The sequence below is a fragment of the Brevundimonas sp. 1080 genome (genome assembly GCF_040545985.1).
Classification (GTDB): domain Bacteria; phylum Pseudomonadota; class Alphaproteobacteria; order Caulobacterales; family Caulobacteraceae; genus Brevundimonas.
In genome coordinates, this window is sequence record NZ_JBEPMW010000001.1 from 108,437 (window position 1) to 134,345 (window position 25,909).

The 25,909-nt window shown below is 66.6% G+C and carries 31 protein-coding genes; 16 read left to right on the top strand and 15 right to left on the bottom strand.

Annotated elements, in window-relative coordinates:
* The first annotated feature begins 74 nt into the window (after positions 1–74).
* The 3 genes from mnmA to ABIC32_RS00530 all read left to right on the top strand — a co-directional run bounded on the left by mnmA (position 75) and on the right by ABIC32_RS00530 (position 4,627).
* Positions 75–1,277: a tRNA 2-thiouridine(34) synthase MnmA gene (gene mnmA / locus ABIC32_RS00520; RefSeq protein WP_502909299.1), complete on the top strand. Its 1,203-nt coding sequence runs from the start codon at positions 75–77 to the stop codon at positions 1,275–1,277.
* Positions 1,278–1,436: 159 nt separating this feature from the next.
* Positions 1,437–3,770 carry a TonB-dependent receptor gene (locus tag ABIC32_RS00525; protein WP_354071608.1) on the top strand — a complete coding sequence of 778 codons (2,334 nt, stop codon included), beginning with the start codon at positions 1,437–1,439 and terminating at the stop codon, positions 3,768–3,770.
* 164 nt (positions 3,771–3,934) lie between these two features.
* Positions 3,935–4,627 carry a response regulator gene (locus ABIC32_RS00530; RefSeq protein ID WP_354071610.1) on the top strand — a complete coding sequence of 231 codons (693 nt, stop codon included), beginning with the start codon at positions 3,935–3,937 and terminating at the stop codon, positions 4,625–4,627.
* Positions 4,628–4,633: 6 nt separating this feature from the next.
* On the opposite strand, the gene ABIC32_RS00535 is transcribed toward ABIC32_RS00530, so the two are convergent.
* The 3 genes from ABIC32_RS00535 to ABIC32_RS00545 all read right to left on the bottom strand — a co-directional run bounded on the left by ABIC32_RS00535 (position 4,634) and on the right by ABIC32_RS00545 (position 6,285).
* Positions 4,634–4,984 carry a VOC family protein gene (locus ABIC32_RS00535; protein WP_354071612.1) on the bottom strand — a complete coding sequence of 117 codons (351 nt, stop codon included), beginning with the start codon at positions 4,982–4,984 and terminating at the stop codon, positions 4,634–4,636.
* A 61-nt stretch (positions 4,985–5,045) separates the two neighbouring features.
* The gene (locus ABIC32_RS00540; protein WP_354071614.1) at positions 5,046–5,747 is read right to left on the bottom strand and encodes a helix-turn-helix transcriptional regulator; all 702 of its coding nucleotides are present in this window, start codon (positions 5,745–5,747) and stop codon (positions 5,046–5,048) included.
* A gap of 49 nt (positions 5,748–5,796) precedes the next feature.
* Positions 5,797–6,285, bottom strand: a complete 489-nt coding sequence (locus tag ABIC32_RS00545; protein ID WP_066552002.1) for a winged helix-turn-helix transcriptional regulator — start codon at positions 6,283–6,285, stop codon at positions 5,797–5,799.
* 180 nt (positions 6,286–6,465) lie between these two features.
* Here ABIC32_RS00545 and ABIC32_RS00550 point away from each other — a divergent pair, with 180 nt between their 5' ends.
* Together ABIC32_RS00550 and ABIC32_RS00555 are read left to right on the top strand one after the other, a co-directional pair.
* Positions 6,466–7,314: a thioesterase family protein gene (locus ABIC32_RS00550; RefSeq protein ID WP_066552004.1), complete on the top strand. Its 849-nt coding sequence runs from the start codon at positions 6,466–6,468 to the stop codon at positions 7,312–7,314.
* Positions 7,315–7,369: 55 nt separating this feature from the next.
* Positions 7,370–7,648 (top strand): hypothetical protein, encoded by a 279-nt coding sequence (locus tag ABIC32_RS00555; RefSeq protein ID WP_153923565.1) that lies wholly within the window; start codon positions 7,370–7,372, stop codon positions 7,646–7,648.
* A gap of 1 nt (position 7,649) precedes the next feature.
* Here the strand turns inward: ABIC32_RS00555 and ABIC32_RS00560 are convergent, their stop codons facing one another.
* From ABIC32_RS00560 to queC, 3 genes are read right to left on the bottom strand one after another with little or no spacing between them, the layout of a single operon-like run.
* Positions 7,650–8,018, bottom strand: a complete 369-nt coding sequence (locus tag ABIC32_RS00560) for a 6-pyruvoyl trahydropterin synthase family protein (protein WP_066552005.1) — start codon at positions 8,016–8,018, stop codon at positions 7,650–7,652.
* Complete coding sequence (queE, locus tag ABIC32_RS00565; RefSeq protein WP_066554954.1) at positions 8,018–8,653, bottom strand: 7-carboxy-7-deazaguanine synthase; 636 nt, start codon at positions 8,651–8,653, stop codon at positions 8,018–8,020. Before queE ends, ABIC32_RS00560 begins: the two co-directional genes overlap by 1 nt.
* Positions 8,650–9,381, bottom strand: coding sequence for a 7-cyano-7-deazaguanine synthase QueC (queC, locus tag ABIC32_RS00570; RefSeq protein ID WP_066552007.1), 732 nt, complete (start codon positions 9,379–9,381; stop codon positions 8,650–8,652). Before queC ends, queE begins: the two co-directional genes overlap by 4 nt.
* 192 nt (positions 9,382–9,573) lie before the next feature.
* On the opposite strand from queC, the gene ABIC32_RS00575 reads away from it, so the two are divergent.
* Complete coding sequence (locus ABIC32_RS00575; RefSeq protein WP_354071618.1) at positions 9,574–11,196, top strand: response regulator; 1,623 nt, start codon at positions 9,574–9,576, stop codon at positions 11,194–11,196.
* Between the two features lie 3 nt (positions 11,197–11,199).
* Here ABIC32_RS00575 and ABIC32_RS00580 read toward each other — a convergent pair whose 3' ends face one another.
* A complete protein-coding gene (locus ABIC32_RS00580; RefSeq protein WP_307511907.1) occupies positions 11,200–12,231 on the bottom strand; it encodes a ligase-associated DNA damage response exonuclease in 1,032 nt (343 codons plus the stop codon).
* A gap of 46 nt (positions 12,232–12,277) precedes the next feature.
* Between ABIC32_RS00580 and ABIC32_RS00585 the strand changes: the two genes are divergently transcribed.
* The 5 genes from ABIC32_RS00585 (at position 12,278) to ABIC32_RS00605 (ending at position 14,907) form a co-directional block, all read left to right on the top strand.
* On the top strand, positions 12,278–12,778 hold the full coding sequence (locus ABIC32_RS00585; RefSeq protein WP_307511909.1) for a PaaI family thioesterase: 501 nt from the start codon (positions 12,278–12,280) through the stop codon (positions 12,776–12,778).
* Positions 12,775–13,170 (top strand): PaaI family thioesterase, encoded by a 396-nt coding sequence (locus ABIC32_RS00590; RefSeq protein WP_199060523.1) that lies wholly within the window; start codon positions 12,775–12,777, stop codon positions 13,168–13,170. The genes ABIC32_RS00585 and ABIC32_RS00590 overlap by 4 nt, the downstream gene beginning before the upstream one ends.
* 176 nt (positions 13,171–13,346) lie before the next feature.
* The gene (locus ABIC32_RS00595; RefSeq protein ID WP_039246411.1) at positions 13,347–13,697 is read left to right on the top strand and encodes a hypothetical protein; all 351 of its coding nucleotides are present in this window, start codon (positions 13,347–13,349) and stop codon (positions 13,695–13,697) included.
* 91 nt (positions 13,698–13,788) lie between these two features.
* The gene (locus tag ABIC32_RS00600; protein WP_199060522.1) at positions 13,789–14,229 is read left to right on the top strand and encodes a hypothetical protein; all 441 of its coding nucleotides are present in this window, start codon (positions 13,789–13,791) and stop codon (positions 14,227–14,229) included.
* Positions 14,230–14,271: 42 nt separating this feature from the next.
* The gene (locus tag ABIC32_RS00605; RefSeq protein ID WP_017504575.1) at positions 14,272–14,907 is read left to right on the top strand and encodes a S24 family peptidase; all 636 of its coding nucleotides are present in this window, start codon (positions 14,272–14,274) and stop codon (positions 14,905–14,907) included.
* A 63-nt stretch (positions 14,908–14,970) separates the two neighbouring features.
* Here ABIC32_RS00605 and ABIC32_RS00610 read toward each other — a convergent pair whose 3' ends face one another.
* The 6 genes from ABIC32_RS00610 to ABIC32_RS00635 all read right to left on the bottom strand — a co-directional run bounded on the left by ABIC32_RS00610 (position 14,971) and on the right by ABIC32_RS00635 (position 19,068).
* Positions 14,971–15,444 carry an SH3 domain-containing protein gene (locus ABIC32_RS00610; protein WP_039246408.1) on the bottom strand — a complete coding sequence of 158 codons (474 nt, stop codon included), beginning with the start codon at positions 15,442–15,444 and terminating at the stop codon, positions 14,971–14,973.
* A gap of 77 nt (positions 15,445–15,521) precedes the next feature.
* The gene (locus ABIC32_RS00615; RefSeq protein ID WP_199060521.1) at positions 15,522–15,875 is read right to left on the bottom strand and encodes a hypothetical protein; all 354 of its coding nucleotides are present in this window, start codon (positions 15,873–15,875) and stop codon (positions 15,522–15,524) included.
* Between the two features lie 95 nt (positions 15,876–15,970).
* Positions 15,971–17,653 (bottom strand): lysine--tRNA ligase, encoded by a 1,683-nt coding sequence (locus ABIC32_RS00620; protein ID WP_354071623.1) that lies wholly within the window; start codon positions 17,651–17,653, stop codon positions 15,971–15,973.
* 41 nt (positions 17,654–17,694) lie between these two features.
* Positions 17,695–18,039 (bottom strand): RidA family protein, encoded by a 345-nt coding sequence (locus tag ABIC32_RS00625; RefSeq protein WP_295197857.1) that lies wholly within the window; start codon positions 18,037–18,039, stop codon positions 17,695–17,697.
* A 61-nt stretch (positions 18,040–18,100) separates the two neighbouring features.
* Entirely contained in the window at positions 18,101–18,517 is a 417-nt protein-coding gene (locus ABIC32_RS00630; protein ID WP_354071626.1) for a hypothetical protein, read from the bottom strand.
* A gap of 101 nt (positions 18,518–18,618) precedes the next feature.
* On the bottom strand, positions 18,619–19,068 hold the full coding sequence (locus tag ABIC32_RS00635; RefSeq protein WP_039246401.1) for an Lrp/AsnC family transcriptional regulator: 450 nt from the start codon (positions 19,066–19,068) through the stop codon (positions 18,619–18,621).
* 135 nt (positions 19,069–19,203) lie between these two features.
* Here ABIC32_RS00635 and ABIC32_RS00640 point away from each other — a divergent pair, with 135 nt between their 5' ends.
* Together ABIC32_RS00640 and queA are read left to right on the top strand one after the other, a co-directional pair.
* Positions 19,204–20,490, top strand: a complete 1,287-nt coding sequence (locus ABIC32_RS00640) for a D-amino acid dehydrogenase (protein ID WP_354071628.1) — start codon at positions 19,204–19,206, stop codon at positions 20,488–20,490.
* Between the two features lie 343 nt (positions 20,491–20,833).
* Positions 20,834–21,919 (top strand): tRNA preQ1(34) S-adenosylmethionine ribosyltransferase-isomerase QueA, encoded by a 1,086-nt coding sequence (queA, locus tag ABIC32_RS00645; protein ID WP_354071630.1) that lies wholly within the window; start codon positions 20,834–20,836, stop codon positions 21,917–21,919.
* A gap of 7 nt (positions 21,920–21,926) precedes the next feature.
* Here queA and pdxH read toward each other — a convergent pair whose 3' ends face one another.
* Complete coding sequence (gene pdxH / locus ABIC32_RS00650) at positions 21,927–22,601, bottom strand: pyridoxamine 5'-phosphate oxidase (protein WP_153923602.1); 675 nt, start codon at positions 22,599–22,601, stop codon at positions 21,927–21,929.
* A 110-nt stretch (positions 22,602–22,711) separates the two neighbouring features.
* Between pdxH and ABIC32_RS00655 the strand changes: the two genes are divergently transcribed.
* The 3 genes from ABIC32_RS00655 (at position 22,712) to ABIC32_RS00665 (ending at position 25,123) form a co-directional block, all read left to right on the top strand.
* Complete coding sequence (locus ABIC32_RS00655; protein WP_354071633.1) at positions 22,712–23,458, top strand: J domain-containing protein; 747 nt, start codon at positions 22,712–22,714, stop codon at positions 23,456–23,458.
* Positions 23,459–23,467: 9 nt separating this feature from the next.
* Entirely contained in the window at positions 23,468–24,553 is a 1,086-nt protein-coding gene (gene aroC / locus ABIC32_RS00660; protein ID WP_354071635.1) for a chorismate synthase, read from the top strand.
* A 228-nt stretch (positions 24,554–24,781) separates the two neighbouring features.
* On the top strand, positions 24,782–25,123 hold the full coding sequence (locus ABIC32_RS00665; protein ID WP_354071637.1) for a VOC family protein: 342 nt from the start codon (positions 24,782–24,784) through the stop codon (positions 25,121–25,123).
* A 3-nt stretch (positions 25,124–25,126) separates the two neighbouring features.
* On the opposite strand, the gene ABIC32_RS00670 is transcribed toward ABIC32_RS00665, so the two are convergent.
* Positions 25,127–25,909: a hypothetical protein gene (locus ABIC32_RS00670; protein WP_143007333.1), complete on the bottom strand. Its 783-nt coding sequence runs from the start codon at positions 25,907–25,909 to the stop codon at positions 25,127–25,129.

Consider the following 25,909-nt stretch of genomic DNA (forward strand, 5'->3'; position numbering starts at 1 on the left):
GCATCCGGCGACGGGTGCGGCCCTTTTCTTTTGCGGGCCTCGAAATCGCACTGGTTCCGCACTAAATGGCCGCGATGAGCTTGGTCGAAGATTTCTGCCCCGTTCCCGACATCGCCCGCACCGACATGGATGCGGCGGTCGAGAGCGCGCGGGCGGCGGTCGGCCTGCCGGTCGGCGCGCGCGTGGTGGCAGCCATGTCGGGCGGTGTGGATTCCACCGTCGTCGCGGCCCTGCTGCACAAGGCCGGCTATGACGTCGTCGGCGTGACGCTGCAGCTGTACGACCACGGCGCGGCGTTAAAGAAGAAGGGCGCCTGCTGCGCGGGTCAGGACATTCACGACGCGCGTCTGGCCGCCGACATGATCGGCATTCCGCACTATGTCCTGGACTATGAGAGCCGGTTCAAGGACGCGGTGATCGACCAGTTCGCCGACAGCTATCTGAAGGGCCAGACGCCCGTCCCCTGCATCCGCTGCAATCAGACCGTTAAGTTCCGCGACCTGCTGGACGTCGCCCGCGATCTGGGCGCCGAGGCGATGGCGACGGGTCACTACGTCCGCCGCGCGGTCGCCGGCAACCGCTCGCAGATGCGTAAGGCCATCGACCATTCGCGCGACCAGTCCTACTTCCTGTTCGCCACGACGCAGGACCAGCTCGACTATCTGCGCTTCCCCCTGGCCGATCTGGAAAAGCCCCAGGTGCGCGGCGTCGCCGCCGAAATGGGTCTGAAGATCGCCGCCAAGCCGGATAGCCAAGACATCTGTTTCGTGCCTTCCGGGGACTATCGCACCCTGATCGACCGCTTGCGTCCGCAAGGGCGTGAGGCCGGCGAGATCGTGCATATGGACGGTCGGGTGCTGGGCCGGCACGCGGGCATCACGGACTACACGATCGGCCAGCGCCGCGGTCTGAATGTCGCCGTGGGCGAGCCCCTGTTCGTGACACGGCTGGAGCCTGATACCCGTCGCGTCATCGTCGGCCCGCGTGAAGCCCTGCTGACGGCCAGTCTGACGCTGGAAGAAACCAACTGGCTCGGTGACGAGGCGACCATCACTGAGGCGGCCGAGGCCAACATCCCGGTCCTGGCCCGTGTCCGCTCGACCCGCCAGCCCTCGCCAGCCCGCCTCGCCCTGATCGACGGCGATATCCGCATCGTCTTTGACAATGGCGAGGAAGGCGTCGCGCCGGGCCAGGCCTGCGCCCTGTATGACCCGACGGACACCGAACGCGTCCTGGGCGGCGGCTTCATCCGCGACACGACGGCGGTCGTCGTCTAGCCCCGACCCAAATGTGGAGGCGATGTGGAGGCGGAGTGGATCTTGGTTGCAGGTTTCTCTCAACCTCGGACATCAAAGATGCACCGGCCTGTTGCACGGCTGTAAACTGCGCATCGCAATGACGGCGTAATCCCCGCCCCGACTAAGCAGGGGATAAAAATGCATCGTCAAACCAAACTGCGTCTTCAGCTGCTGCTGGGGACCGCCCTTCTCGCCGCGCCCGTTTCCGCCTTCGCCCAGACCGCTCCGGTCCAGACCGCGCCGACGGCCGCCAGCGCCGAGCCGGCCGGTCTTGACGACATCGTCGTGACCGCCACCAAGCGCGAAACCAACCTGCAAGACACGCCGATCTCGATCTCGGTCGTCAACGCCGAAGCCCTGGCCGATCGCCACGTGCAGAGCCTGATGGACCTGGCCGACGGCAGCGTCCCCAGCCTGCGCATCGCCACCTTCGAGGCCCGTCAGTCCGCCCTGACCATCGGCATCCGCGGCATCGTGCCAAACGACGCCAACCAGCCGGCTCGCGAGCAAGGCGTCGGCGTCTACATCGACGGTGTCTATCTGGCCCGCCAGCACGGCCTCGCCGCCGCCCTGCTCGACATCGAGCGCGTCGAAGTCCTGAAGGGTCCGCAAGGCACCCTGTTCGGCCGCAACACCGAAGGCGGCGCCCTGTCGCTGGTGACCAAGAAGCCCACGGGCGTGTTCGGCATGCGCGCCATCGCCGGCGTCGGCAATCTGGAGTCCTACAACTCCGAACTGCACGTCGATTTCCCCGCCCTCGGCGACTTCGCCTTCAAGGTCGACGGCATCATTTCGGTCCAGGGTCCGGTGACCGAGAACATCCTGCCGGGACAGACGGGCTTTGGCGAATATGACCGTCGCGGCCTTCGCTTCCAGACGCTCTGGACGCCCGCCGAAAACTTCACCGCCACCCTGGCGGCGGACATCAGCAAGGACAAGAACACGCCGTTCTACAGCCAGCTGCTGAACTTCAACCCGAACGGCCTGACCGTCGTGCCGTTCACCTCGGCGACAGTTCCGTCGGGCAGCATTCGCGGCCTGTCGCCCCTGGTCCAGGTCGAAGGCTCCAAGCGCATGACGCAGGCCGACATCGGCGTGCCTCAGCAGTTCAGCGTCGACGATACGCGCGGCATGGACCTGCACCTGTCGTATCGCCCGACCGACTCGCTGGAAATCCGCTCGATCACGGCCTACCGCGATCTGGACGTCGAACAGTACGATAACATCGCCGGCGCCCACCGTCCGCCGGTCGTCGGCCCGAACGGCCGCTTCAGCCGCTATTCGCTGGCCGGCTTCTGGCAGCATCAGCTCAGCCAGGAACTGCAGGCCGTCGGTTCGCTGGGCGACAGCATCGACTACGTTGGCGGCGTCTTCTACTTCAAGGAAACGGTGTCCGACGACGCCGCCACGCCCTCGACGAACCAGTGGAACGCCGACGGCACGGGCTACACCATCCTGGACCCCACCCCGACGATCCGCGGCTTCCGCTCGCTGGACCGCAAATCGACCGCCCATTCGGAATCCAAGGCCATCTACGGACAGGCGACCTGGACCCCGGCCAGCATGGACGCCTTGCACCTGACGGTCGGCGGCCGCTACACCTGGGACGACAAGGACGGCAAGCTGGAGGTCGTCAACAACGCCGCCACCAACCTGACCTTCAACTCCAAGGTCGATCGCTTCGACCCGCTGGTCACCCTGGCCTATGACGTCAGCAACAACATCAACGTTTACGGAAAGTATTCGACCGGCTACCGCGCCGGCGGCGCCTCCTCGCGCTCGCTGACCTATCGCTCGTTCGATCCCGAAGAGGTCAAGGCCTACGAAATCGGCCTGAAGAGCGACCTGTTCGACCGCCGCGTCCGCTTCAATGCGGCCGTCTACGCCATGGACCGCACCGACAGCCAGATCGACTTCAGCCTAGTCACTGTCCAGGGCGCCTCGACCCGCAACACGCTGGAAACGATCAACGCCCCGGGCACCACGAAAATCCGCGGCGTGGAGTTGGAAGGTCAGTTCCGGGCGACCGACAACCTGACCCTGTCGGCTTCTTACGCCTATACGGACGCCAAGGTGCCGGACACGGTCAACCCGTTCAACGGCCAGGTGCAGCAGGTCTTCATCTCCTACACGCCCGAGAACGCCGGCAGCGTCGCCGCCGACTGGAACTCGCCTTTCATGGGCGCAACCCTGAAGGCGCACATCGACGCCAACTACGCCGATGCGGCCCACAGCTTCGAGCAGTTCGCGATCAAGGCCGATTCGTCCTTCGTCGTGAACGCCCGCGTCGCCATCGCCGACATCACGACCCGCGACGGCGGTCCGCTGCTGGAAGTGGCCCTGTGGTCGCGCAACCTGCTGGACGAGACCTACGTCTACCGTCGCGACCCGTCGAACCGGAACACCTTGGGCGACTACGGCAACTTCAACAATCCGCGCACCTTCGGCATCGAGCTGCGCGCCTCCTACTAAGCGTTCCTCCCGAACGACCGACTGGCCCCCTTCCGTCCGCGCGGGAGGGGGTTTTTCTTCGTCTGCGTGAAGGCTTTGCGACGGCGATATGAAACTTCACCGCAGCCGTCCGGTTTTACTGGACGACGCGACGATCTGGCGCGATGGCGGCTTTCGGAGACGCCATGAGCAGCCTGATCCTGATCGCCAATGACGCCGCCGAGGGCGTCGAAATCCTGGACGCGGCCCTGCGTCGGGACGGCTTTCGCACCGTCGTCGCCGCCGACGGCCAGCAGGCGGCCGACCTGCATGCGTCTCTCAAGCCCGATCTCGCCCTGCTCAGCGTCCACTTGCCTGTGCGCGACGGCTGGGATGTGCTGGGCGAACTGCGTCGGCGCGGCGAAACGCCCGTCATCATGGTCGGCGACCGGGACGAGGCCGCCGACAAGCTGCAGGCGCTGCGGATCGGGGCGGACGACTATATCGCCAAGCCGTTCAAGCCGGCCGAGGTCACGGCCTCCATCCAGACCATCCTGCGACGCAGCGGCGGCGGCGGCCGGGCCGCCAAGACTCTGCGCGTCGGTCCGCTGGAGGTGCAGTTGGAAAATTATCTGGCGGCGATCCTGACGCCGTCGGGCAAGCGCCGTCTGGACCTGACACTGACAGAGTTCCGCATCCTGGCCCACATGGCCCGCACGCCCCTGCGCGTCTTCAGCCGCAGTGAAATCATGCAGGCCTGCTTCCCCAATCAGGCGGTTCTGGAGCGCACGATCGACAGCCACGTCAGCCACCTGCGCCGCAAGCTGGACGCCGCCGACGCCGCCGGACTGCTGACCAATGTGCGCGGGGTCGGATACCGCCTCGAAGCCGAGGTCTGACCGCGCTCACGCCGCTACGGCGTAGACCCTCAGCCGATGGCCGTCCGGATCGCCCGCCACGAAGCTACGGATCGGCGCGGCGTCCGTTGGCGGCGTCAGAATGCGCGCCCCGCGATCCCACCAATCGATATGCGCCTGATCCACCGCCTCGGCGCCCTCCAGCGGAAAGTCGACCTCGCACACCTCGCGCCGATCGCCGGCACGCCGCAACAGCCCAAGCGCCCGGCCCGACGTCAGCTTGAACAAGGCCCGGTCCGGTCCCGCCATAACCGGCCGACAACCCAGCAGGCTGGCATAAAAGCGTGCGCTGATCTCCGGATCCGCGACAGCCAGAAGAATATCCTCGATCTCGCTCATCAGCCCGGCCCCTTGTGTTTCCAACACTTCGAACCCTAACCTTCGCTGCTGCCAGTTTCCGTCAGCAGCCGTCGCCCGATCTCGATCTTTCATGCGCCTCGCGCCAGGTCTTCATCAGCGCCTGTCGACGCGTTGGATAACGCGCCTCCATTACCTCCGCCTCGACGATGCGATCGGTGCGGAAACTGCGGAAATCACCGCGCAGTTCGCACCAGGCCATCAGTAATCGCACCCGATCGAAGAAGGCCAGGGCGAACGGCCAGACGACACGCTCGGACGCCGACCCCGCCTCGTCGCGGTAACACAGCTTCAGCCGCCGCTCGGTGCGGATCGCCTTCCTTAATAAGGCCGGATCGACCCGATCCGCCGGGAACGGCTCTCCCGGCACGACCAGCAGGGCCGACGTGTCCATCTCGTCGCGCAGGTCGGGCGGCAACACCGCCGAAATCCGTCCCAGCGCCGCCAGCGCCGCATCGCGCATGCGCGGATCGGCGCGATCCGCCACCCAGCGTGACCCCAGCACCAGGGCCTCGATCTCTTCCGGCGTGAACATCAGTGGCGGCAGCATGAAGCCCGGCTTCAGAACATAGCCGACCCCCGCCTCCCCCTCGATCGTCGCCCCTTGCGCCTGCAGGCTGGCGATGTCGCGGTAAAGCGTCCGCAGACTGACGCCCATCTCCTCGGCCAACACCTGCCCACTCACCGGCCGACGATGCCGCCTCAGCACATTCAGCAGATCAAGAAGGCGTTCGGAGCGTGACACCCCGCGACCCTAGCAGCCTTGCTGCCAGAAAGCGTCAGCAGGAACTGGCCTAAGCCACTTCCTTCGGCATCACGTCGCCGACCGTCGGCCGGTTCTCGGCGCGGGTCAGGACCATGTCTCTGGGTTTGACGATCTCGCCGCAGCAGCCGCAGGCGATGCGCGGGCTCAGGGAGTGACCGCAGGTCTTGTGGATCATGTCGATGCCGCTGTCGGCGTCGCCATAGACGTGCTTGTTGCCCCAACCGTGCAGGGTGACCAGAACGCCGTACAAATCCTTGCCCTTGGCGGTCAGGACATATTCGTTGCGCGGCGGGCGTTCGGAATACAGGCGCGGCTCCAGCACGCCGTGCTGGACCAGACTTTTGAGGCGGGCGGCCAGGACGTTGCGCGCCACGCCCAGATTGTCTTGCCACTGTTCGAACCGGCTGACGCCGTTGAAGGCGTCGCGAATGACTAACAGGGTCCAGGGATCGCCGATTACCTCAAGCGTGGCGGCGATGGAGCAGCTTTGGCGGCTGTAGTCGGCGGTGCGTCCCATAGGCGCGAAAGTGACGCCGCGTCAGGCATTTGGCAAGGGTTGCAAATCCGAACGCTCCAAGTCAGTCTTGTTTCGCAACGGACGTGCGAGCCTCCCGGTTCGCCGCCTTGTTCCTTGGACTTCGGCGGGAGATCTTCATCAGGTCTTCCGCCGCTTGTTCGCCTGACGCAGGATTGCGCAATGACGCCGCCCATTTCCCTCGACGCCGCCCTTACCTTCCAGATCCTCGACGACGGCGGTCTGTCCGCGCCCGTGCCGGGTCATTTCTCGAACGGCCCATCGAGCATGGCGTCGGAGAAGGGCTTTCCGTTCGGCGGGCTGCTGGCGGCCCTGTGCGCTCAGTCGATGCGACAGGGACTGGCGCTGACCGCGCCCCTTCGGACCCTGTCGGTCCAATATCTGTCAGCGGCAAGGTTCGGCGAACAGGTCGCCTTTCGCCCTCGCCTGCTGCGCGGCGGCCGCAACGTCCTGTATGCCGCGGTCGAGGCCGAGCAGGACGGGCGAATGACCCACCACGCCACCGGCACCTATGGGCTGGACGCCGCGCCGGCACCGCTGACGCCGTTGCACGCGCCGCCCCCGCCGCTGGACAGGCTGGACCCGAAGGCCACCATACGCGGGCCGATGTCGCCGCACTTCGCCCAGCACGTCGAATACCGCTTCGACGGCGGCCCCAACATCCTGGGCGGCAATGAGGGTAAACCGGTGATCGAGCGCACCTGGATGCGGATGGCGGACGGCCGCCCCTTGGATGAGGTCGGCCTGTGCTACCTGCTGGACGCGCTGTATCCGCCCGCCTGGACCGCGTCCAAAACGCCAGCCGCCATGACCACCGTCGATCTGCGCATCGACATCCTGACCGATCAAACGCCCCAGACCGCGCCGGACGGCTGGGCCTTCTTCGAGTTCAGGATGCTGGACCTCGGCCTGGGCTGGACGGTGGACGAGGCGATCGCCTGGGGCGCTGATGGAACGCCGCTGGCCCTGTCGCGCCAACGCCGCAAGCTGCTGCCGCAACGTCCCGCCTGAAGTCAGCCCTCATTCATCATTATCGACGACTATTCCAAATCTCTGGAGTGTCGCCATGCGTCGTCGAAATCGCCTCGTTTCCGTATCCCAAGTCGTCGTCGTGCTGGGCGGTTGTCTGATGCTGCAGGGCTGCCTTGTCGGCGCCGTCGTCGGCGGGACCGCTGCGGTCGTCGGCGGGACGGCGAAAGCCACTGGCGCGGTCGTCGGTGCCGGTTTCGACGCCTTCACCACCTCGGACGAGGAAACCAAACTGCGTCGCGAGCGTGAACAGCGCGACTATGAACGCGAACAACGCCGCTGCGAACAGCGCCAGCGTCAGGGCAAACGCTGCTAAGTCAGAGACTTAGAACGCACCGCTCGTTGATCGTCGGCCGCGCCACCTGAATCCGGCAAAGGCCCGGCCATTCGGGTTTCAGAGTCTTGGCGAACCACAGGCACAGGTTTTCCAGACTGGGCAGCTCCAGTCCCTCGTGCTCGTTCAGCATGCCGTGATCAAGCGTCTCGGCCGCCGCCTTCAGCGCCCGGTCCAGCGCGCCCAAGTCCGCGACCCAGCCGTGTTCGACATCCAGCACCTCGGACCGCACCGTCGCTTCGACCGTGAAGGAATGGCCGTGGACGCGGCGATAGATGCTGCCCTCGGGCTCGTTCGGGAAGTGGTGGGCGGCGTCGAAGGTCGCCTGTTTGGTGATTTCGAAGACGGACATTAGCGGACGCCGATGTATTTGTGGGTCTGGACGCTCAGGCGCCACTGCGGGTGGGTCAGGCAGTATTCGATGGCGGCGGCGGTGTTTTGCACTTGGTCCGGACCGTCCATCGGCTGAAGCCAGAACCGCTCGAAATCCAGATGCTCGAACCGATCCGGCATGGCCTTGGGCTGGGGGAAGACCAGCTTCAACTCGGCCCCGCGCGCCTGCACCACATCCGCATCAGCCTTTGGACTGATGCAGATCCAGTCGACGCCGTCTGGCGCTGCAATCGTTCCGTTCGACTCGATGGCGATCTCGAAACCGCGCGCATGCAGCGCGTTGATCAGCGGCGCATCCAACTGCAGCAAGGGCTCTCCGCCGGTGCAGACCACCAGTTTCGGATCGCCTTCACGCCCGCGCCACATCGCCGCGACGTGATTGGCCAGCAGGTCCGGCGTGGCGAACTTGCCGCCCCCATCGCCGTCGACGCCCACAAAGTCGGTGTCGCAGAAGGTGCAGACGGCGCTGGCCCGATCCTGCTCGCGACCGCTCCACAGATTGCAACCGGCGAACCGCAGGAAGACCGCCGGCCGCCCCGCCTGTCCGCCCTCGCCCTGAACCGTCAAGAACACTTCCTTGGCCGAATAGGTCATCGCCCCGACGCCCATTCGTCATAACCGGCCGCGCGCAGTTCGCAGGCCGGGCAAGACCCGCAGCCATAGCCCCAGGCGTGTCGATGCGTCCGGTCGCCCTGATAGCAGGTGTGGCTATCCTCGATGATCAGCTCGATCAGCTTGTCGCCGCCGATCCTGTCCGCAAGTTCCCAAGTCTGGGCCTTGGTCAACCACATCAGGGGCGTGTCGATGACGACTGGCTTATCCAGCCCCAGCGACAGCGCCTGCGCCATCGCCTCCATCGTCTCGTGGCGGCAATCCGGATACCCCGAATAATCCGTCTCGCACATGCCGCCGACCAGGACTTCCAGTGCTCGCCGATCCGCCAGCGCCGCGGCTGCGACCAGAAAGATCAGATTGCGGCCGGGCACGAATGTGGTCGGCAGGCCGCGCGCGTCCATTTCGATCTTGCGGTCGGCGGTCAGGGCGCTCTCGGCGATCCTGCCGTATCCGGTCAGGTCCACCACATGGTCGTCGCTAAGGCGATCGGCCCATTGCGGCAGGGCCGTCTTCATTCCGTCGCGCACCGCCTGACGCGCCTGCATCTCCACCAGATGGCGCTGCCCATAGTCGAAGCCGACCGTCTCCACCCGCTCGAACCGCTCCAGCGCCCAGGCCAGGCAGGTCGCGCTGTCCTGCCCGCCGGAAAACAGAACCAGGGCCGTCTTGCTAGCGGTGAGGGAGGTCTTTTCCAGGATGACGCTCATGACGAGTCTGCGGTCGGCCGTTTGGCCGCGCGCATGCACAAAGAGATGGAGACCCAGATGGGTCGGGCGGGCCTCATACACCAGACCCCGCCCGTGAGCAAAGAAGGCGTATTTGCGTCTTGGATGACGCCGCTTAACTAATCCGCAAGCGATTTGGGCTTTTACTCACAATGAGTAGGAGTTCCAGGCAGTATGCCGACCATCGAGACCCTTTCCGAGCGTCCAAAGCCGGTTGCGCCGACGACTCTCGGCTGCGAGGTTCTGGCGCGTTTTGAATGCGAGCCGGATACGCTGGTCATTCCCGTGGTCGATGGCGACCGTCCCGTCGGCCTGGTCGAACGCACCGCCTTCCTTCAGAAAATCGCCGCCCGCTTCGGCCACGCCCTTTATGATCTTCGCCCCATCACCTTCGCCATGGACCCCGAGCCGGCCGTGGTCGAGGCCGGCGTCCGCATCGACGCCTTTTGCGACATCATGCTGAAGGGCGGTCCGGCCGCCCTGCTGCGCGGCTTCATCGTCACCAAGAACGGCGCCTATTGGGGTGTGGGCACCGCCGCCACGCTGTTGCAGGCCGTCAACACGCGTCAGCGCGAGCAAAATGCGGAACTGGCCGAACAGGCCGCGATCCTCAGCGACACCCGCGCCCAGGCCATCGCCGCCGCTCGCGCCAAGAGCCAGTTCCTGGCCATCATGAGCCACGAACTGCGCACGCCCATGAACGGCGTCCTGGCCGTCGCCGAACTGCTCCGCCGCCAGCCGTTGAATACGGCGGCTCAGGCGCATGTCCAGACCATCGTGGATTCGTCCGAGACCCTGCTGCGCATCCTCCAGGACGCAGTGGACCTGTCCAAGGCAGAGGCCGGCGAACTGGAACTGAAGACCGAGCCTACCGCCCTGCGCGCCGTCATGGACGACATTCAGTCGATGTGGGAGCCGCGCGCCTCTCAGGACGGCGTGACCCTGCTCGTCGGCTACGAAGGCGACACCGAACTGGCGGCCGTCATCGACGGCATGCGCCTGAAGCAGGTGTTCAACAACCTGATCGGCAATGCGCTGAAGTTTGCCCGCAACGGCGTGGTCGAGGCGGGTCTCAAGGCCTGGGTCGAGGGCGACCGCATTCGTATGGAAGCCCGCATTCGCGACGACGGCCCAGGCGTCGAGCCGGAACGCGTCGATTCCATCTTCGAACCCTTCGTCCACGGATCCGGTCCCGACGGCGCCGGCCTGGGCCTTTCGATCTGTCGTCAGGTCATCGACCGGATGGACGGCCGGATCTGGGCCGAGAACAACAAGGGACGCGGCGCCACCTTCGCCTTCGACCTGACCGCGCCCCGCGCTGTGGTCGAGGCGGAAGCGCAATCGAACGTGTCGGATCTGTCGGGCCTAGACCTGAAATCCGCGCCGCACATCCTGATCGTCGACGACAACGCCACCAACCGCGTCGTCGCCCAGGCGCTGTGCGAGATGTTCGGGTGCAGCTCGGAACTGGCCGAGGACGGCCTGGAGGCGCTTCAGGCCGTTCAGGAAAGCCGCTACGACCTGGTCCTGATGGACATCAAGATGCCCCGGATGGACGGGGTTCAGGCCACGCAGGCCATTCGCGGCCTGCCCGGCGCCGTCGGCCGCGTGCCGATCGTGGCTCTGACCGCGAATGCGGACCCCGAAGACGCCAAACACTATCTCTCGATCGGCATGGCCGCCGTCGTCGAAAAGCCCATCAAGCCCGAACGCCTGCGTATGGCGATGAACGCCGCCATCTCCGCCGCTCACGAAGACGCAGAAGAACAGGACCAATCCGGTCGCGCCGTCGCCTGATCCTCAGTCGGGACGAACGTCCAGCGCCTCCTCGTCCTCTTCGTCGTAGCCGACCAGACGCAGCGCCCTCGCCTTTTGCCCATTGATCTCGGCCCAACGCAGCAGACCCTCTTCGCGGCCGTGGGTGATCCAGATTTCCTCTGGCCTGATCTCGGTAAAGGTCGCGGTCAGTTCGTTCCAGTCGGCATGATCCGACACGACCAACGGCAGTTCCACGCCGCGCTGGCGCGCCCGCGCCTTCACCCCCATCCACCCTGAAGCGAAGGCCGTGACCGGATCGGCGAACCGACGCGCCCATCGATCCTGGATGGCGGATGGCGGTGCGATGGCGACCTGGCCGCCCAGTGCATTCTTCGGCAGATCGCGGGTCGGCGCCAGCGGGCCCAGATCGACCCCTTCTTTTTCGTACAAGGCGTTCAGCCGTTCCAGCGCACCGTGGACATAGATGGTGCGGTCCCATCCGGCCTCGCGCAGCAGACGGATGATCCGCTGCGCCTTGCCCAGCGCATAGGCGCCGACCAGATGCGCCCGCTCGGGAAACTGTCCCAGCGAACGCACCAGCCGCCCGACCTCCTCCTCCGCCGGCGGATGGCTGAAGACCGGCAGGCCGAACGTCGCCTCCGAGATGAAGACGTGGCAGGGCACAGGCTCGAACGGCGCACAGGTCGGATCGCGGCGGCGCTTATAGTCGCCGGACACGACCATGATCAGCCCCTTCCAGCGCACCTCGACCTGGGCCGAGCCCAGCACATGGCCGGCAGGCGCCAATCTGAGATCGACCCCATTGATCGCGGTCGCCTCGCCGTATTCCACCGATTGGGGCTGCAGCGTGAAATCCGCGCCATAACGTTCAGTCATGATCGCCAGGGTCTGGCGCGTCGCGAGCACCGCTCCATGACCGGCGCGCGCATGGTCGGCATGGCCGTGCGTGATGACGGCGCGATCCACTGGCCGAACCGGGTCGATGTAGAAATCTCCCGGCGGACAGTAGAGGCCGGCGGGCGTGGGATGCAGCAGGTCTTCGGGGCGGATCATCTTGCGGTAACGCTCTCGACGCCGTCGGGTCGCCGCCTCATAGAGGATGACCCCGAAAATCGGCGCAACAGGTTCAGCCCGCACGATGCACGAGAGTTTCCTGACCACCATCCTGCCGCAATTGGCCGCCGGCGCCGCCCACACTGGCGCCTTGGGCTTCACCTTTGACGGCATGCACGATGGCGAGCCCCGCATCCGCGTGCCGTGGCGTGAGGACTTGGTCGGCGATCCCGACAGCGGCGTCTTCGCGGGCGGGCTGGTGACGACCTTGCTGGATCATATCGGCGGATTGGCCGTGTGGACCGCGATGGACGCCTTCCAGCCCATCGCCACCCTGGATTTGCGTGTCGATTACATGCGCGCGGCAAGGCCGCGTCAGGACCTGCTGGCCCAAGGCCTATGTTTCCGACTGACGCCCAGCATCGCCTTTGTGCGCGCCTGGGCTTTCGAGGACGATCCCGCCGATCCGGTCGCCGCAGCGCAAGCCGCCTATATCCTCAACCAGACCCGCGAGCGGGCGCCCCATGCAAAAGGAGCGGCGGCATGACCGACATCCTCAACCGCATGCCCTACGCTCGCTTTCTTGGCCTTCAGACCTTGGTCAGCGGCGACGAAGTTACCGTCATCATGCCCTTCGACGACAAGCTGATCGGCAATCCGATGCTGCCCGCCCTGCACGGCGGATCGACGGCCGCCCTTCTGGAAATGGCCGCGATGGCGCAGGTGGCGCTCAGCTTTCCTGGTCCGCGACTGCCCCGCCCGATCAATGTCACGGTCGCCTATCTACGCACCGGCAGGCCCATCGACGTCTTCGCGCGTGCTCGCATCAGCCGGGCGGGTCGTCGCGTCGCCCATGTGCACGCGGAGGCCTGGCAGGAAGAACGTCAACAGCCTATTGCGTCCCTTACCGCACACTTCCTGCTGGACAACCAGGACTGATCACCGCGCCCTAGCGCGCTGATTCGCGCCGACTTCTTGCTATGATTGGCTTTCAACGCCGTGCTTACGGCGGCGCTTCAACGCGCGATTGTCGATATGGTAAAGATTGCTCTACCAAACAGGGTTAAGACGTGATAACCATACGGTTCTTGTAAACCTGTCTTTGAGGGGCTTTCATGGACCGCACTGAAGTCGTCACCAGCGTTGCTGGCGATCTGCATGCTACCGAACTCGCGATCGACGCCGCGATCACCCAGGCGACCACGCTGGTTCAATCCTTCATCGGCGCTCGCGCCGCTCTGTCGCTGTCGCCGGTCTCCGGCACAATGTCGCAAGCCAAGGCCATGGAAACGATCGCCGCCCTCTCGGCCGCGCGTGAGTCCATCGTGGCCTGCCACGCCGAACTGCAAAAAGATCACCGCCGCCTCGGCTTCGGCACCTACGCCGCCGGCCCGGTCGCCAAGCCTGACGATTGGCTGGACCCGAAATCGGCCCTGACGCCGACGCACCTGCATCGGGTCGCGTGAATTCTTGGTAAGCTTGGCTTACCGAGATTTCAGTTTGAACTGACTTCGGTCATTATCGCCCCCGTGCATTTCTGCGCGGGGGCGATTTGTCATGCTCAACATCGCTTATGCCATCGTCGGCGCGGTCTTTATGGTCGGCATGGCTTTGTTCGCCTTTTTGAAGGGCAACTCGGCCGAGCGGATCGGCGCGGGCGCCTATCTGTTCGCATGGTTTGCAACGATTGTGATGCAAGAGAACAGCGGCTTTCGCGGCGTGCCGCTGGGCATGTTTCTGGTTGATCTCGTCCTTCTGATTGTCTTCGTAGGCATCAGTTGGCGTTATCGACAGTCTTGGCCCGTGTGGGCCAGCGGACTGCAACTGATCGCAGTGATGTCTCATATCATGAGCCTGACCGGACAACGCGTCATGGTCGGATCGCTTTATACGGTCGTGAACATGATCGGTTATCTGATCATCGGCTGCATCATCATCGGCACATTCTATGCTTGGCAAGAGCGCCGTGCGGCGGCGTTGATAGGTAGAAATTCCTAATATCCGAGCGTATGCTGGCGGCGAGTCGGTCGCTGGAAGATCATGCCGCTATCCCACGCCAAGCTTTGGAAGGCCGTCGACGCCCTGGCGCGGCGTGAGGGGCTGACACCGTCCGGGTTGGCGCGGCGCGCCGGTCTGGATGCGACGAGTTTCAATCCCTCAAAACGCTTCGGCCCCGGCGATCCGCCGCGTCCGCGCTGGCCCTCGACCGAGAGCATGACGCTGGTGCTTCAGGCGACGGGCCTGTCGCTATCGGAGTTTGCGGTGCTGGCCGAGGACGCGCCGGAGGCGCCGACGAGCGTGCCCTTGCTGGGTCTGGCCAAGGCGGGTCAGGACGGCTTCTTCGACGACGCTGGCCTGCCGGTCGGCGAAGGTTGGGATCAGACCGACCTGCCGCGCGCCAAGGACACCCTGTTCAGCCTTCAGATCACCGGCGATTCGATGTCGCCCCTCTATCGCGAAGGCGATCGCGTCATCGTCGATCAGGAAGCGACGCAGGTTCGACGAGGCGACCGCGTTGTCGCCCGCCTGACCAGCGGAGAAACCGTGGCCAAGGAGGTCACCAGCCTGACCAGCCGCGCTGTCACCCTGGCCTCAATCAATCCCGACTATCCGCCAAGGGTCGTGCCCCGGCGCGAGATCGAATGGATGGCCCGCATCCTCTGGGTCAGCCAGTAACGCGCACAGCAAAAACCCCGCCCGGCGAACCGGACGGGGCTTTCGATTAGCGGCGAACTGAACTCAGTTGGCCGTGACGTAGTGGGCGTTCACCCAACCGCCGCCTGCAATCTGCACCCACTCGCCTTGCGAACCGATGGCGGTGAAGGGCTGGCCGGCCGACAGCGTGCCGGCTTGGCGATAGTTGGTGCCGGGGCCGCTGCGGATGCGCAGGTTCGACGAAGCGCGATATTGGGCGCCGCTGGAGGCCGAAGCCGCGCGGGCGCGTTGCTGGTTGCAGCCGATATAGGAACCGGCGGCCGCGCCGGCGCCCGCGCCTACGATGGTGCCGGCCGTGCGCTCGTTGCGGGCGAGGTTCGAGCCCACCACGCCGCCGACCACGGCGCCGATCAGGGCACCCGCACGCTGGCGACCGCCAGGCGCGTCACAGTTGGTCACGCCGTTGGCCTGGGCCTGGGCGGACATCGGGGCGGCGGTCACCATGGCGGCCAAGGCGGCAGCGGTGGCCAGACCGGTCTTGAAAATCTTGTTCGACATAACTCTTCTCCTGTCAGCGCGTTTGCCGATGAGGGGAGAATGCACGGACGAACCTGAAGGCTCCCGGAGCTTCGCCGTTATTTTCCATTCATCTTGGCCATGCGCGCAGACTGGCGGCGGGCGACAAATCGTCTGGCGATATCGATGTCGCGTTCGATGAAGTGTTTCCGGCGCAGGAACTGGAAGTCCAGCACGCGTGCCCACAGGTGAAGCATGCGGTCGTTTGTCACGAAAACCGTCACCGCCTCGACGGATGGTGGCGGCCCCCAGGCCTCAGCCAGCTTCGCCAAATGCTGGACGGTGGCGTCGTCGGTCATGGGTTCGCATTCGACGATCCAGTCCCAGCTGCAGAGCTCGGGCCTTTGCGTGATCAGATCGACCGTCGCTTTCAGCACGCGGTCGGCTGACCCGGCCGAGACCAGGTCGAGCATCAGGACCCTGTTCGCCTCGTCGATCTCGTAACGCAACCTCGCCTCCCCGGCTACGTCCCTTCAGGCTGGCATCACGCAACAACCCTGACGCAAGGTCAAGGTTGCACCAGTTCTCCGTTTGCGCCCGCTTCGATCAGGGCGATCGTCTGCGGCAGGCCGTAGATGGCGGCGAACGAACCGAAGCGCGGCCCCTGGCTGGCGCCCAGCAGCACCTCGTAGAGCGCGCCGAACCACGCCCGCAGAGGCTCGAAGGCGTGTTCCTTGCCGACCGCATAGACCTCGTTCTGGATCAGCTCGCCGTCCGTGGTATCCGCCGGCAGGGCCTTCAGCCGCTCCGCCAGGTCCTCCAGCGCCGCCTTCTCCTTGTCGTCCGGCAGGCGGTACGACTTCGAGGGCTTCACGAAGTCCTCGTAATAGTTCAGCGCATGGTCCATCAGCCGGTCCAGCAGGGGCTCGTTCTCCGGCGTGGCCTCGGGCAGATATTTGGCGAAATAGGCCCACAACTGCGCCTTGGTCGAGGCGTTGGCCACCCCCACCAGGTTCAGCAGCAGGGCGAAGGAAACCGGCGAGGTATGGGTCGGCGGGTTCCCCGCATGGATCGACCAGACCGCATTGTCGATCCGCTTGACCGGCTCCTGGGTCTTGTAGCTCTCGATGAAGGCCAGATAGTCGTCGATGGCGCGCGGAATGACGTTGAAGTGCAGGCTCTTGGCCGACTTCGGCGACTGGAACATGTACCACGACAGGCTCTCGGGCGTGCCATAGCGCAGCCACTCGTCCATCGTCAGGCCGTTGCCCTTGGACTTGGAAATCTTCTTGCCCTCGATGTCGAGGAAAAGCTCGTAGTTGAAGCCTTCGGGCGGGGTGCCGCCCAGGGCGCGGCAGACCTTGGAGCTTTCGCGCACGCTCTCGATCAGGTCCTTGCCCGACATCTCGTAGTCGATGTCCAGCGCGACCCAGCGCATAGCCCAGTCGGGCTTCCACTGCAGCTTCACATGCCCGCCCGTGACCGGCACCTCGGTTCGGTTGCCCGGTTCGCCGGCGGGGTCTTCGAAGGTGATGGTGCCCTTCTCGACGTTGCGCGCCAGGGTCGGCACCTGCAGCACATGGCCGGTGATCGGGCTGATGGGCAGGAAGGGCGAATAGGTGGCGCGGCGCTCCTCGCCCAAGGTCGGCAGCATGATGGCCTGGACCGCGTCGAACCGTTCCAGAAGCGTCAGCAGCGTCGCGTCAAACCGGCCCGACTTGTAGGTCTCGGTCGATGACATGAACTCATAGTCGAAGCCGAAGCTGTCGAGGAAGGCGCGCAGGCGGGCGTTGTTGTGCGCGCCGAAGCTGTCGTGGGTGCCGAAGGGATCGCGCACCCGCGTCAGGGACAGATGCAGGTCCTCGCGCAGCATCTCGGGGTTCGGGACGCCCTCCGGCACCTTGCGCAGGCCGTCCATGTCGTCGGAGAAGGCGATCAGGCGCGTGGGCCAGTGGTCGCCGGTCAGGGCGCGAAAGGCGTTGCGCACCATGGTTGTGCGGGCGACCTCGCCGAAGGTGCCCATGTGCGGCAGGCCCGACGGGCCATAGCCGGTCTCCAGGATCACAGGGCGCTGCAAGGCGGGAAAGGCCGCCAGGGCTTGATCCGCCTTGCCGGCGTCTATCAGCGCGCGCGCTTCGGCTCGTTCGGCCTCGCCCAGCCGTTTCTTCAGAACATGGGCCAGCAGGTTGCGGGCTTGTTCGAAGGGCCAGGACTTGGCCTCGCGGGCGAGGGTTTCGAGGTTCTGAAGCATGGCGGCGGTTTGCAGTCTGCATCCCGCCCGGTCAACCGTGATCAGGCTTTGGCGGCGATTACGATGATCTCGACCTTGTAATCGGGCGACGCGAGCCGGCTTTCGCCCGTGGCGCGGGCCGGCGGGTTGGCGGTGTCGACCCAGGCGTCCCAGACGCCGTTCATCGCCTCAAAGTCGGCGATGTCCGCCAGCCAGATCTGGGCCATCAGGATCCGGGACTTGTTGCTGCCGGCCTCGGCCAGCAGGGCTTCGATCTCCGCCAGCGCCGTTCGGGTCTGCGTCGCCACGTCGTCGCCGGGCTCGCCGACCTGGCCCGACAGATAGATGGTGTCGCCGTGGACGACGGCCTCGCTCATGCGGGCGCCGGGCTGGATGCGGGTGATCATGGGCGGGGGTCCTTCGAAAACGTCCCTCACCTATCGCCGCCGGGGCCCGGCTGTCGAGCGGCTAGCGGCGGTCGAACCGCGAGACGGTCAGGCCGACGACCAGGGCGCCGGCGCCGACGATCAAGGCGTCCTCGATCAGGCCGCTCTTGGTCTGGCCGATGCGGGCCATGGCCTTCTTGCGCCCCGAAAGGGTCAGATACGCCAGCGGCACGGCCGTGCCGACCGCCAGGCCGGCGCCCAGCTTCTCCTTGCCACGCGGAGCCAGGGCTGCGCCGGCGATGCCCGCGCTCATGACCCGCGCCAATAGGCCCAGGAAGACGGTGCGATCGGGCGCGGTCTTCATCTTGTCGCCCAGCAGTTCCCCGACACCCATGGCCAGGGCGCCGAACTTGAACAGCGGCCGGTTCAGCAGGAAGACGCGGCCGGGCAAGGGCTTGTGCGCCAGTTCGGCGGTGGCGAGGGCCGCCATCGGGGTCATGGAACGGGCGCTGGCGACAGCGCCGATGAGGGCGGATGGGAGGAGGTCGAGGGCTTTCATGCCGCCACAACACCCGACCGGGCCGGAAGGTTCAGCCCGTTTCAGCCGCGGGCCGCCAGGACGTTGCGGATCGCCAAGCTGGAGTGGATGCGCGACACGCCCGGCAGACGCGACAGGACGTCCTTGTGGATCACCTCATAGGCGGCGATGTCGGGCGCGACGGCGCGGACGATGTAGTCGGCCTCGCCCGCCATCAGATAGCAGTCGCGGATTTCCGGGTGGTTGCGGACGGCCGCCTCGAACCGGCGCATGTGGTCGTCGGTCTGCTTCTCCAGCGTGATCTCGACATAGGCGACAACGCCGTCGTCGCTGTCGTTGGCCAGGACGGCGGCATAGCCCCGGATCACCCCGCGCTCTTCCAGGCGACGCACGCGCCGCAGGCAGGCGGAAGGCGACAGACCGACGGCGGAGGCCAGGTCCGCATTGCTGATGCGCCCATCGGCGCGGAGCCGTTGAAGGAGGCGCTGGTCAAGGGGATCGAGCAGGGACACAAGTTTCCACCATTTAGCCGTAGATTATTGCGTAAGACGTCTATCAGCGACCGATCGTTGCGCAAACAGGCAGGATCGTCGATCCATGCAGCGCTAGCTTGCGGCGAATAACAACATTGGGCTTGGGAACGTCACATGCGGGTTCTGGTGCTTGGGTCGGGCGTCATCGGCGTCACAACCGCCTGGTATCTCAGCCAGGCCGGGCATGAGGTCACGGTGGTGGATCGGCAGGCCGGTCCGGCGCTGGAAACCAGCTTCGCCAACGCCGCGCAGATTTCGCCGGGCTATTCCGCGCCCTGGGCTGCGCCGTCGATACCGGTCAAGGCGATGAAGTGGCTGCTGATGCGCCACGCGCCGCTGATCGTGCGGCCGCGGCTGGACATGGCCATGGTGCGCTGGACCATCGCCATGCTGCGCAACTGCACCCATGACCGCTATGCGCTGAACAAGAGCCGGATGGTGCGTCTGGCCGAATACAGCCGCGACCAGATCGACCTGCTGCGCCGCGAGACCGGCATCGCCTATGACGGTCGCCAGCAGGGCACGCTGCAGCTGTTCCGCACGAAAAAGCAGCTGGCCGACGTGCACAAGGACGTCGATGTGCTGAAGGCCGCCGGCGTGCCGTGCGACGTTCTGGACCGCGCGGGCTGTATCGCGGCCGAGCCGGGCCTGGCCGCCTCCGACGTCGATTTCGTCGGGGGCCTTCGTCTGCCGCACGACGAGACGGGCGACTGCTTCCTGTTCACCAACGCCCTGGCCAAGCTGGCGGCGGAGCGCGGCGTGGTCTTCCACACCGGAACCGACATCCAGTCGATCACGATGACGGACGGTCGCGCGACCGGCGCCATGACCAGCAAGGGCGCCATGACGGCCGATCTGGTGATCCTGGCGCTCGGCTCCTATTCGCCGATGATGGCCAAGCCGTTGGGGCTGGATCTGCCGGTCTATCCGGTGAAGGGCTATTCGATTACGGCCAAGATCGTGAACGAAGACCGGGCGCCCGTCTCCACCGTGATGGACGAGAGCTACAAGGTGGCGATCACGCGCCTGGGCGACCGCATCCGCGTGGGCGGCATGGCGGAACTGTCGGGATACAACAACACCCTGCCCGCCGTCCGTCGCGAGACCCTGGCCCATTCGGTCGGTAGCCTGTTCCCCGGCGGCGGCGACCTGGCGGGCGCCAGTTACTGGTCGGGCCTGCGTCCGATGACGCCGGACGGCACGCCGGTGATCGGCGCGACCAAGGTTCCGGGGCTTTATCTGAACACCGGCCACGGCACCCTGGGTTGGACCATGGCGTGCGGCTCGGCGCGGGTTCTGGCCGACATGGTCGACGGCAAGGCGCCCGAGATCGAGACCCGCGACCTGTCGCTGAACCGCTATGGCGCCTGGGCCGGGGCGTTCGCGCCGGGCTACAGCTGAGATCAGACGGCAACGGGGAATTTTACCGTCTAAAGAGTCTAATTCGTCTAATCGCGCGGCAGTGGGGCCTTGGGCCGCGGACGGGAATTGACCGTCTAAAGTGTCTAATTCGTCTAATCTGACGCCATCATCCGGTGAGGCGCGGGCGGGATTTGGTCGTCCCTTCCGCCTGAACTTACGCTGTCAAAGATCCCCGCCAGTCTAGCATGCGGCCGGGGCGCGGTGGGTTAGACGACGTTCGGGCGCGAAAAGCCGTTGTGAATCAGACAGCGGCGCGCCGACGATGCGCTGGCAGCACGCCGCGACGTGGCGCGGCGCGTCGGAGCGCCCTATAGAGCGCGCGATGAAGACCGCCGATTTCGATTTCGACCTGCCCGAAGACCGGATTGCGTTGCGCCCGGCCGATCCGCGCGATTCCGCACGGCTGCTGGTGGTGAAGGGCGGCGCGCTGGAAGACCGGATCATTCGTGATCTGCCGGACTTCCTGCAGCCGGGCGACGCCTTGGTGTTCAACGATACGCGGGTCATTCCCGCCCGTCTGTCGGGCGTGCGTCAGCGGATCTGGGGCGTCGGCGAAACCCTGACGGTCGAGGTGGAGGCGACGCTGCACCACCGCGACGCGCCCGACGTCTGGTCCGCCTTCATGAAGCCGGGCAAGCGGATCAAGCCGGGGGATCGGATCCGGTTCGGAAACGCGAGCGACGCCGCCTGCGACCTGGGGCGGCTGGACGCCACGGTGACGGCCAAGGGGGAAGACGGCCTGATCACCCTGACCTTCGACCTGGCGGGACCGGCGCTGGACGATGCGATCCGCGATGTCGGGGTGATGCCCCTGCCGCCCTATATCGCCGCCAAACGGCCCGAGGATGACCGCGACCGGTCGGACTATCAGACCGTCTTCGCCGAGCATGACGGGTCGGTCGCGGCGCCGACGGCGGGGCTGCATTTCACCCCTGCCCTGCTGGACGCCATCCGCGCCAAGCGCGTCTCGACCCATGCGGTGACGCTGCATGTCGGGGCTGGCACCTTCCTGCCGGTCAAGGCCGACGACCTGGCCGACCACAAGATGCATAGCGAGTGGGGCGAGGTGTCGCCTGAAACCGCCGCCGCCCTGAATGCGGTTCATGCGAAGGGCGGGCGCATCGTCTGCGTCGGCACCACCTCCCTGCGGCTGCTGGAAAGCGCGACGGCCGAGGACGGCGAGATCAAACCCTTCCACGGCGACACGGCCATCTTCATCACGCCGGGCTATCGGTTCCGGGCGGTCGATGTGCTGATGACCAACTTCCACCTGCCGAAATCGACGCTGTTCATGCTGGTCAGCGCTTTTGCGGGCACGGCGACGATGAAGGCGGCCTATGCCCATGCGGTCGCCGACGGCTATCGCTTCTATTCCTACGGCGACGGGTCGCTGCTGTTCCGCGACTGATCGCGGGTCAGGGCCAGAGGCGGCCCGAGCGCCAGGCCTCGCCGTCGCGGTCGAACCGCAGTCGGTCGTGCAGGCGGAACGGGCGATCGCGCCAGAACTCGACCGAGCGCGGCACGACGCGCCAGCCGGTCCAGTGGGATGGGCGCGGCACCTCCTGACCATCGAAGCGCGCGGTTTCACGACCCACGGCCTCTTCCAGCACGGTGCGATCCGACAGGGGGCGGGACTGGTCCGAGGCCCAGGCGCCGATGCGGCTTTCGCGCGCGCGGCTGGCGAAATAGGCGTCGGCCTCGGCCGGCGTGACCGGCTCGACCGCGCCGCGCACCCGCACCTGGCGGCGCAGGGATTTCCAGTGGAAGGTCAGGGCGGCGGCCGCGCAACCGGCCAGTTCGACGCCCTTGGCGCTCTCGCTGTTCGAATAGAAGGTGAAGCCCCGCGCATCGACGTCCTTCAGCAGGACGATCCGCGCATCGGGCAGGCCGTCGGCGTCGATGGTCGACAGGGTCATGGCGTTGGGATCATTCGGCTCGTGCGCCCTCGCGTCCGCCAGCCATTCGACGAACAGGCCGATCGGTTCGGGGCGATCGAAGATGGTCTCGTCGCCATTGGCGGCCAGGGCGGCGGCATAGTCGCGGGCGTATTCCTCACGCGACGGGCTGGGCGGGATCACGGAAGCGGTCATGCGAGTGATGTAGTCCGTGCGGGCGCGGCTGGGAATGATCGAGGTCAAAAACGGGCATGTCGCCGTCAGGGTTAACCGCCCATTGACCCTGATGGGCGAACGGTGACGGCATGAGCGCGCCTGTTTCGATTTCAGATGTGTCCGGCGTCCGAGAGGCCTTGTCGATCCTGGGCCTGGAAACGGATGTGCGCGGCGATGTTGATGCGTCGACGCTGAAGGCCGCCTTCCGAACGGCGGTGAAGGCGGCGCGGCCGGATCAGGCCGGCGGCGACGCCGAGCGGTTCCGGCGCGTGATCGTGGCCTATCGGCTGATCCAGGCGCACCAGCCCCCTCGCCCCGCCCTGTCGGCGCCCGCCGCGCGGCCCGCGCCGGCGCCGGTTCTGGTGCTGTCGCCGATGCAGGCCTTAGCCGGGGGGCAGGTCGAGGTCCGGCTGGGCGCGCGCACGGTGCGGGTCACGGCGCCCAAGGGCCTGCGCAGCGGCGATCATCTGCGGCTGAGACGCGGGGCGGCGGACGGGAGCGACCTCTACCTGTCGGTGCTGATCCGCCCCGAGGACGGGCTGTCGGTGGTCGGCGACGACCTGTTCATGACCTGGGCCGTCGAGCGTCGCCTGATGGCCGACGGCGGGCGGGTGGAGATCGAGACCCCTGTCGGCACGCGCTCGGCCTGGATCACAGCCGACATGGCCGCGCCGGTGCGGGTGCGGCTGAAGGACCTGGGCCTGCCTGCGCGTGGATCTCGGCCGGCGGGGCATCTGTTCGTGACGCTGGAGCCGTCGTCCGATGTTCCCTCGGCGGCGGAGGACCTGCTGGTGCGCTTCACGCGGGTCTGGACGCAGGAGCGTCTGGCGGCCTAAGTCGGGGCCATGTCGCACAATACCTTCGGCCATCTGTTTCGCGTGACCACCTGGGGCGAGAGCCACGGGCCGGCGATCGGCTGCGTCGTTGACGGATGCCCGCCGATGATCCCGCTGACCGAGGCGGATCTTCAGCCGTGGCTGGACCAGCGGAAGCCGGGCGGCAGCCGCTTCGTGACCCAGCGCAAGGAAAGCGACACGGCGCGCATCCTGTCGGGCGTGTTCGACGACGGCGACGGACCGGTGACGACGGGCACGCCGATCTCGATCCTGATCGAGAACGAGGACCAGCGGTCAAAGGACTATGGCGAGATCGCCCGCGCCTATCGGCCGGGGCACGCCGACTATGCCTATCAGGCCAAATACGGGGTGCGCGACCACCGGGGCGGCGGTCGATCCTCGGCGCGCGAGACGGCCAGCCGCGTGGCGGCCGGGGCCGTGGCGCGCAAGGTGCTGGGCGACGGGATCAGGATCCGCGCCGGCGTGGTCCAGATCGGCTCGCACCGAGTCGCACCGGACCAGATCGATTTCGACGCCGTCCACACCAATCCGCTGTTCGCCGCCTCGGCCGAGGTCGTGAGCGAGTGGGAGGCCTATCTGGACGGCATCCGCAAGGCGGGATCGTCGGTCGGGGCGGTCGTCGCGCTGGTGGTGACGGGCGTTCCCGCGGGCTGGGGCGCGCCCCTGTACGGCAAGCTGGACGGTGAGCTGGCGGCGGCCCTGATGTCGATCAATGCGGCCAAGGGGGTCGAGATCGGCGCTGGCTTCGAGGCCGCCGAACTGACCGGGGAACAGAACGCCGACGAGATGCGCCTGGACCTGAACAAGCAGCCGGTCTTCCTGTCGAACAAGGCGGGCGGCGTGCTGGGCGGCATTTCGACGGGCCAGCCGGTGACGGCGCGGGTGGCGTTCAAGCCGACCTCCTCCATCCTGACCCTGCGCCAGACGATCACGCGCGACGGCGAAGAGACGGACCTGCGCACCAAGGGTCGTCACGACCCGTGCGTCGCCCTGCGCGCCGTGCCGGTGGTCGAGGCGATGGCCGCCTGCGTGCTGGCCGACGCCTATCTGAGGCACCGCGCCCAGGTCGGCTGATCAGGGTCTTGGTCGGGCCGGGCGCGGGTCCGCGCGATCGGTGTCGAGCCTCTGCGGCGACTGGATCGGACGCGCATCGCACCGCATCAAGGCCATCAGGGCCGACAGGCCTGTCGTCATCACGATCATCGCTCGATTCCTGCAACTGCGAACCGTTTGCAGGTTTGCGCATGTCGAGGGCGCGTGCAAGACAAGGGACCGGTGGCGCCCATTTTCAGGAGATCAACCGTGCGTGAAGACGGAAAGCTGGACTACCTCGAACTGCCCGCCGCCAACCTGCCCGCAACCAAGGAATTCTACAGCCAGGCGTTCGGCTGGACGTTCGTGGATTACGGCCCGACCTATGCCGCCTTCGATCAGGGTCTGGACGGCGGGTTCGACGCCGATCAGGCCGATCAGACCGAGGCGCCCCTGCCCATCCTGTACGCACACGACCTCGAGGCCATGCTGGCCAAGGTCGAGGCGGCCGGCGGCCGGATCGTGAAACCGATCTACAGCTTCCCCGGCGGTCGCCGCTTCCACTTCGCCGATCCGGCCGGCACCGAAATGGCGGTCTGGTCCGAGGGCTGAACCCTATTTGACGTCGATGGACTGGCCGATCCGTTCGGCCAGATCCCGGTCCGCGCCCTCGACGCTGGCGATCCAGACGTGGATCTCCTTGGGATCCGTGGCGCGCTGGAACAGGTGCTCCATCGCCAGACGGCGGCTGCCTTCGGTGACGACGACCGAGGCGCGGCCGCCGGCGCGGACCGTCTCGCCGTCATAGATCGGAAACTGCGACGACGGGCCGGCGTAGATCATCAGCAGGGTCTGGTCGCCGCGCTGGACGCGATAGATGCTGGCGGTCGCGCCCGCGCGCGCCGGGGTGATGGTCAGGCCGGCGGGCAGCTGGATGCTGAACGGCAGAGCGGCGATGGCGGCGGCGTTCAAGGCCGCCGGGGCGGGTGCGGCGGCCGGCGTGGTTGCGGCAGGCGCGGTCGTTGTCGGTTGAGGCGCGGTCGGTTGAGGCGCCGTTGTGGTCGGGGCTGGCGTTTGCGGACGTGTCGCGGTCGCCGGGCGCGTCGTGGCCGCCGGGCTTTGGCCGATGGGCGGCTGGGCCTGGGTCGTGCGCGGTGCGGATGACGCGGCGGGCGCCGGACGCGGCGATGCCGCGGGGGTCTGGCCGATTGGAGGCAAGGCCTGGCTCGTCGCCCGGGCCGGGGCCTGGGTCGGGGCCGGAGTTGCCGTGGAGGCGGCGGGCGGGGTCGCGGAAGGCGGGGCGCTGTTCAAGTCCCGCGTCAGGTTGGAACCGGCGCGCTGCGGCGGAGGCGTCGTCGCCTGTCCGGAAATCACGAGGGCGGCGGCAAGGGCGATCAT

Excerpts from the sequence above, each read along its gene's own strand:
- mnmA (WP_502909299.1), top strand. The coding sequence starts at position 75 with ATGAGCTTGGTCGAAGATTTCTGCCCCGTTCCCGACATCGCCCGCACC.
- ABIC32_RS00525 (WP_354071608.1), top strand. The coding sequence starts at position 1,437 with ATGCATCGTCAAACCAAACTGCGTCTTCAGCTGCTGCTGGGGACCGCC.
- ABIC32_RS00530 (WP_354071610.1), top strand. The coding sequence starts at position 3,935 with ATGAGCAGCCTGATCCTGATCGCCAATGACGCCGCCGAGGGCGTCGAA.
- ABIC32_RS00535 (WP_354071612.1), bottom strand. The coding sequence starts at position 4,984 with ATGAGCGAGATCGAGGATATTCTTCTGGCTGTCGCGGATCCGGAGATC.
- ABIC32_RS00545 (WP_066552002.1), bottom strand. The coding sequence starts at position 6,285 with ATGGGACGCACCGCCGACTACAGCCGCCAAAGCTGCTCCATCGCCGCC.
- ABIC32_RS00550 (WP_066552004.1), top strand. The coding sequence starts at position 6,466 with ATGACGCCGCCCATTTCCCTCGACGCCGCCCTTACCTTCCAGATCCTC.
- ABIC32_RS00555 (WP_153923565.1), top strand. The coding sequence starts at position 7,370 with ATGCGTCGTCGAAATCGCCTCGTTTCCGTATCCCAAGTCGTCGTCGTG.
- ABIC32_RS00560 (WP_066552005.1), bottom strand. The coding sequence starts at position 8,018 with ATGTCCGTCTTCGAAATCACCAAACAGGCGACCTTCGACGCCGCCCAC.
- queE (WP_066554954.1), bottom strand. The coding sequence starts at position 8,653 with ATGACCTATTCGGCCAAGGAAGTGTTCTTGACGGTTCAGGGCGAGGGC.
- queC (WP_066552007.1), bottom strand. The coding sequence starts at position 9,381 with ATGAGCGTCATCCTGGAAAAGACCTCCCTCACCGCTAGCAAGACGGCC.
- ABIC32_RS00575 (WP_354071618.1), top strand. The coding sequence starts at position 9,574 with ATGCCGACCATCGAGACCCTTTCCGAGCGTCCAAAGCCGGTTGCGCCG.
- ABIC32_RS00580 (WP_307511907.1), bottom strand. The coding sequence starts at position 12,231 with ATGATCCGCCCCGAAGACCTGCTGCATCCCACGCCCGCCGGCCTCTAC.
- ABIC32_RS00585 (WP_307511909.1), top strand. The coding sequence starts at position 12,278 with ATGACCCCGAAAATCGGCGCAACAGGTTCAGCCCGCACGATGCACGAG.
- ABIC32_RS00590 (WP_199060523.1), top strand. The coding sequence starts at position 12,775 with ATGACCGACATCCTCAACCGCATGCCCTACGCTCGCTTTCTTGGCCTT.
- ABIC32_RS00595 (WP_039246411.1), top strand. The coding sequence starts at position 13,347 with ATGGACCGCACTGAAGTCGTCACCAGCGTTGCTGGCGATCTGCATGCT.
- ABIC32_RS00600 (WP_199060522.1), top strand. The coding sequence starts at position 13,789 with ATGCTCAACATCGCTTATGCCATCGTCGGCGCGGTCTTTATGGTCGGC.
- ABIC32_RS00605 (WP_017504575.1), top strand. The coding sequence starts at position 14,272 with ATGCCGCTATCCCACGCCAAGCTTTGGAAGGCCGTCGACGCCCTGGCG.
- ABIC32_RS00610 (WP_039246408.1), bottom strand. The coding sequence starts at position 15,444 with ATGTCGAACAAGATTTTCAAGACCGGTCTGGCCACCGCTGCCGCCTTG.
- ABIC32_RS00615 (WP_199060521.1), bottom strand. The coding sequence starts at position 15,875 with ATGCTCGACCTGGTCTCGGCCGGGTCAGCCGACCGCGTGCTGAAAGCG.
- ABIC32_RS00620 (WP_354071623.1), bottom strand. The coding sequence starts at position 17,653 with ATGCTTCAGAACCTCGAAACCCTCGCCCGCGAGGCCAAGTCCTGGCCC.
- ABIC32_RS00625 (WP_295197857.1), bottom strand. The coding sequence starts at position 18,039 with ATGATCACCCGCATCCAGCCCGGCGCCCGCATGAGCGAGGCCGTCGTC.
- ABIC32_RS00630 (WP_354071626.1), bottom strand. The coding sequence starts at position 18,517 with ATGACCCCGATGGCGGCCCTCGCCACCGCCGAACTGGCGCACAAGCCC.
- ABIC32_RS00640 (WP_354071628.1), top strand. The coding sequence starts at position 19,204 with ATGCGGGTTCTGGTGCTTGGGTCGGGCGTCATCGGCGTCACAACCGCC.
- queA (WP_354071630.1), top strand. The coding sequence starts at position 20,834 with ATGAAGACCGCCGATTTCGATTTCGACCTGCCCGAAGACCGGATTGCG.
- pdxH (WP_153923602.1), bottom strand. The coding sequence starts at position 22,601 with ATGACCGCTTCCGTGATCCCGCCCAGCCCGTCGCGTGAGGAATACGCC.
- ABIC32_RS00655 (WP_354071633.1), top strand. The coding sequence starts at position 22,712 with ATGAGCGCGCCTGTTTCGATTTCAGATGTGTCCGGCGTCCGAGAGGCC.
- aroC (WP_354071635.1), top strand. The coding sequence starts at position 23,468 with ATGTCGCACAATACCTTCGGCCATCTGTTTCGCGTGACCACCTGGGGC.
- ABIC32_RS00670 (WP_143007333.1), bottom strand. The coding sequence starts at position 25,909 with ATGATCGCCCTTGCCGCCGCCCTCGTGATTTCCGGACAGGCGACGACG.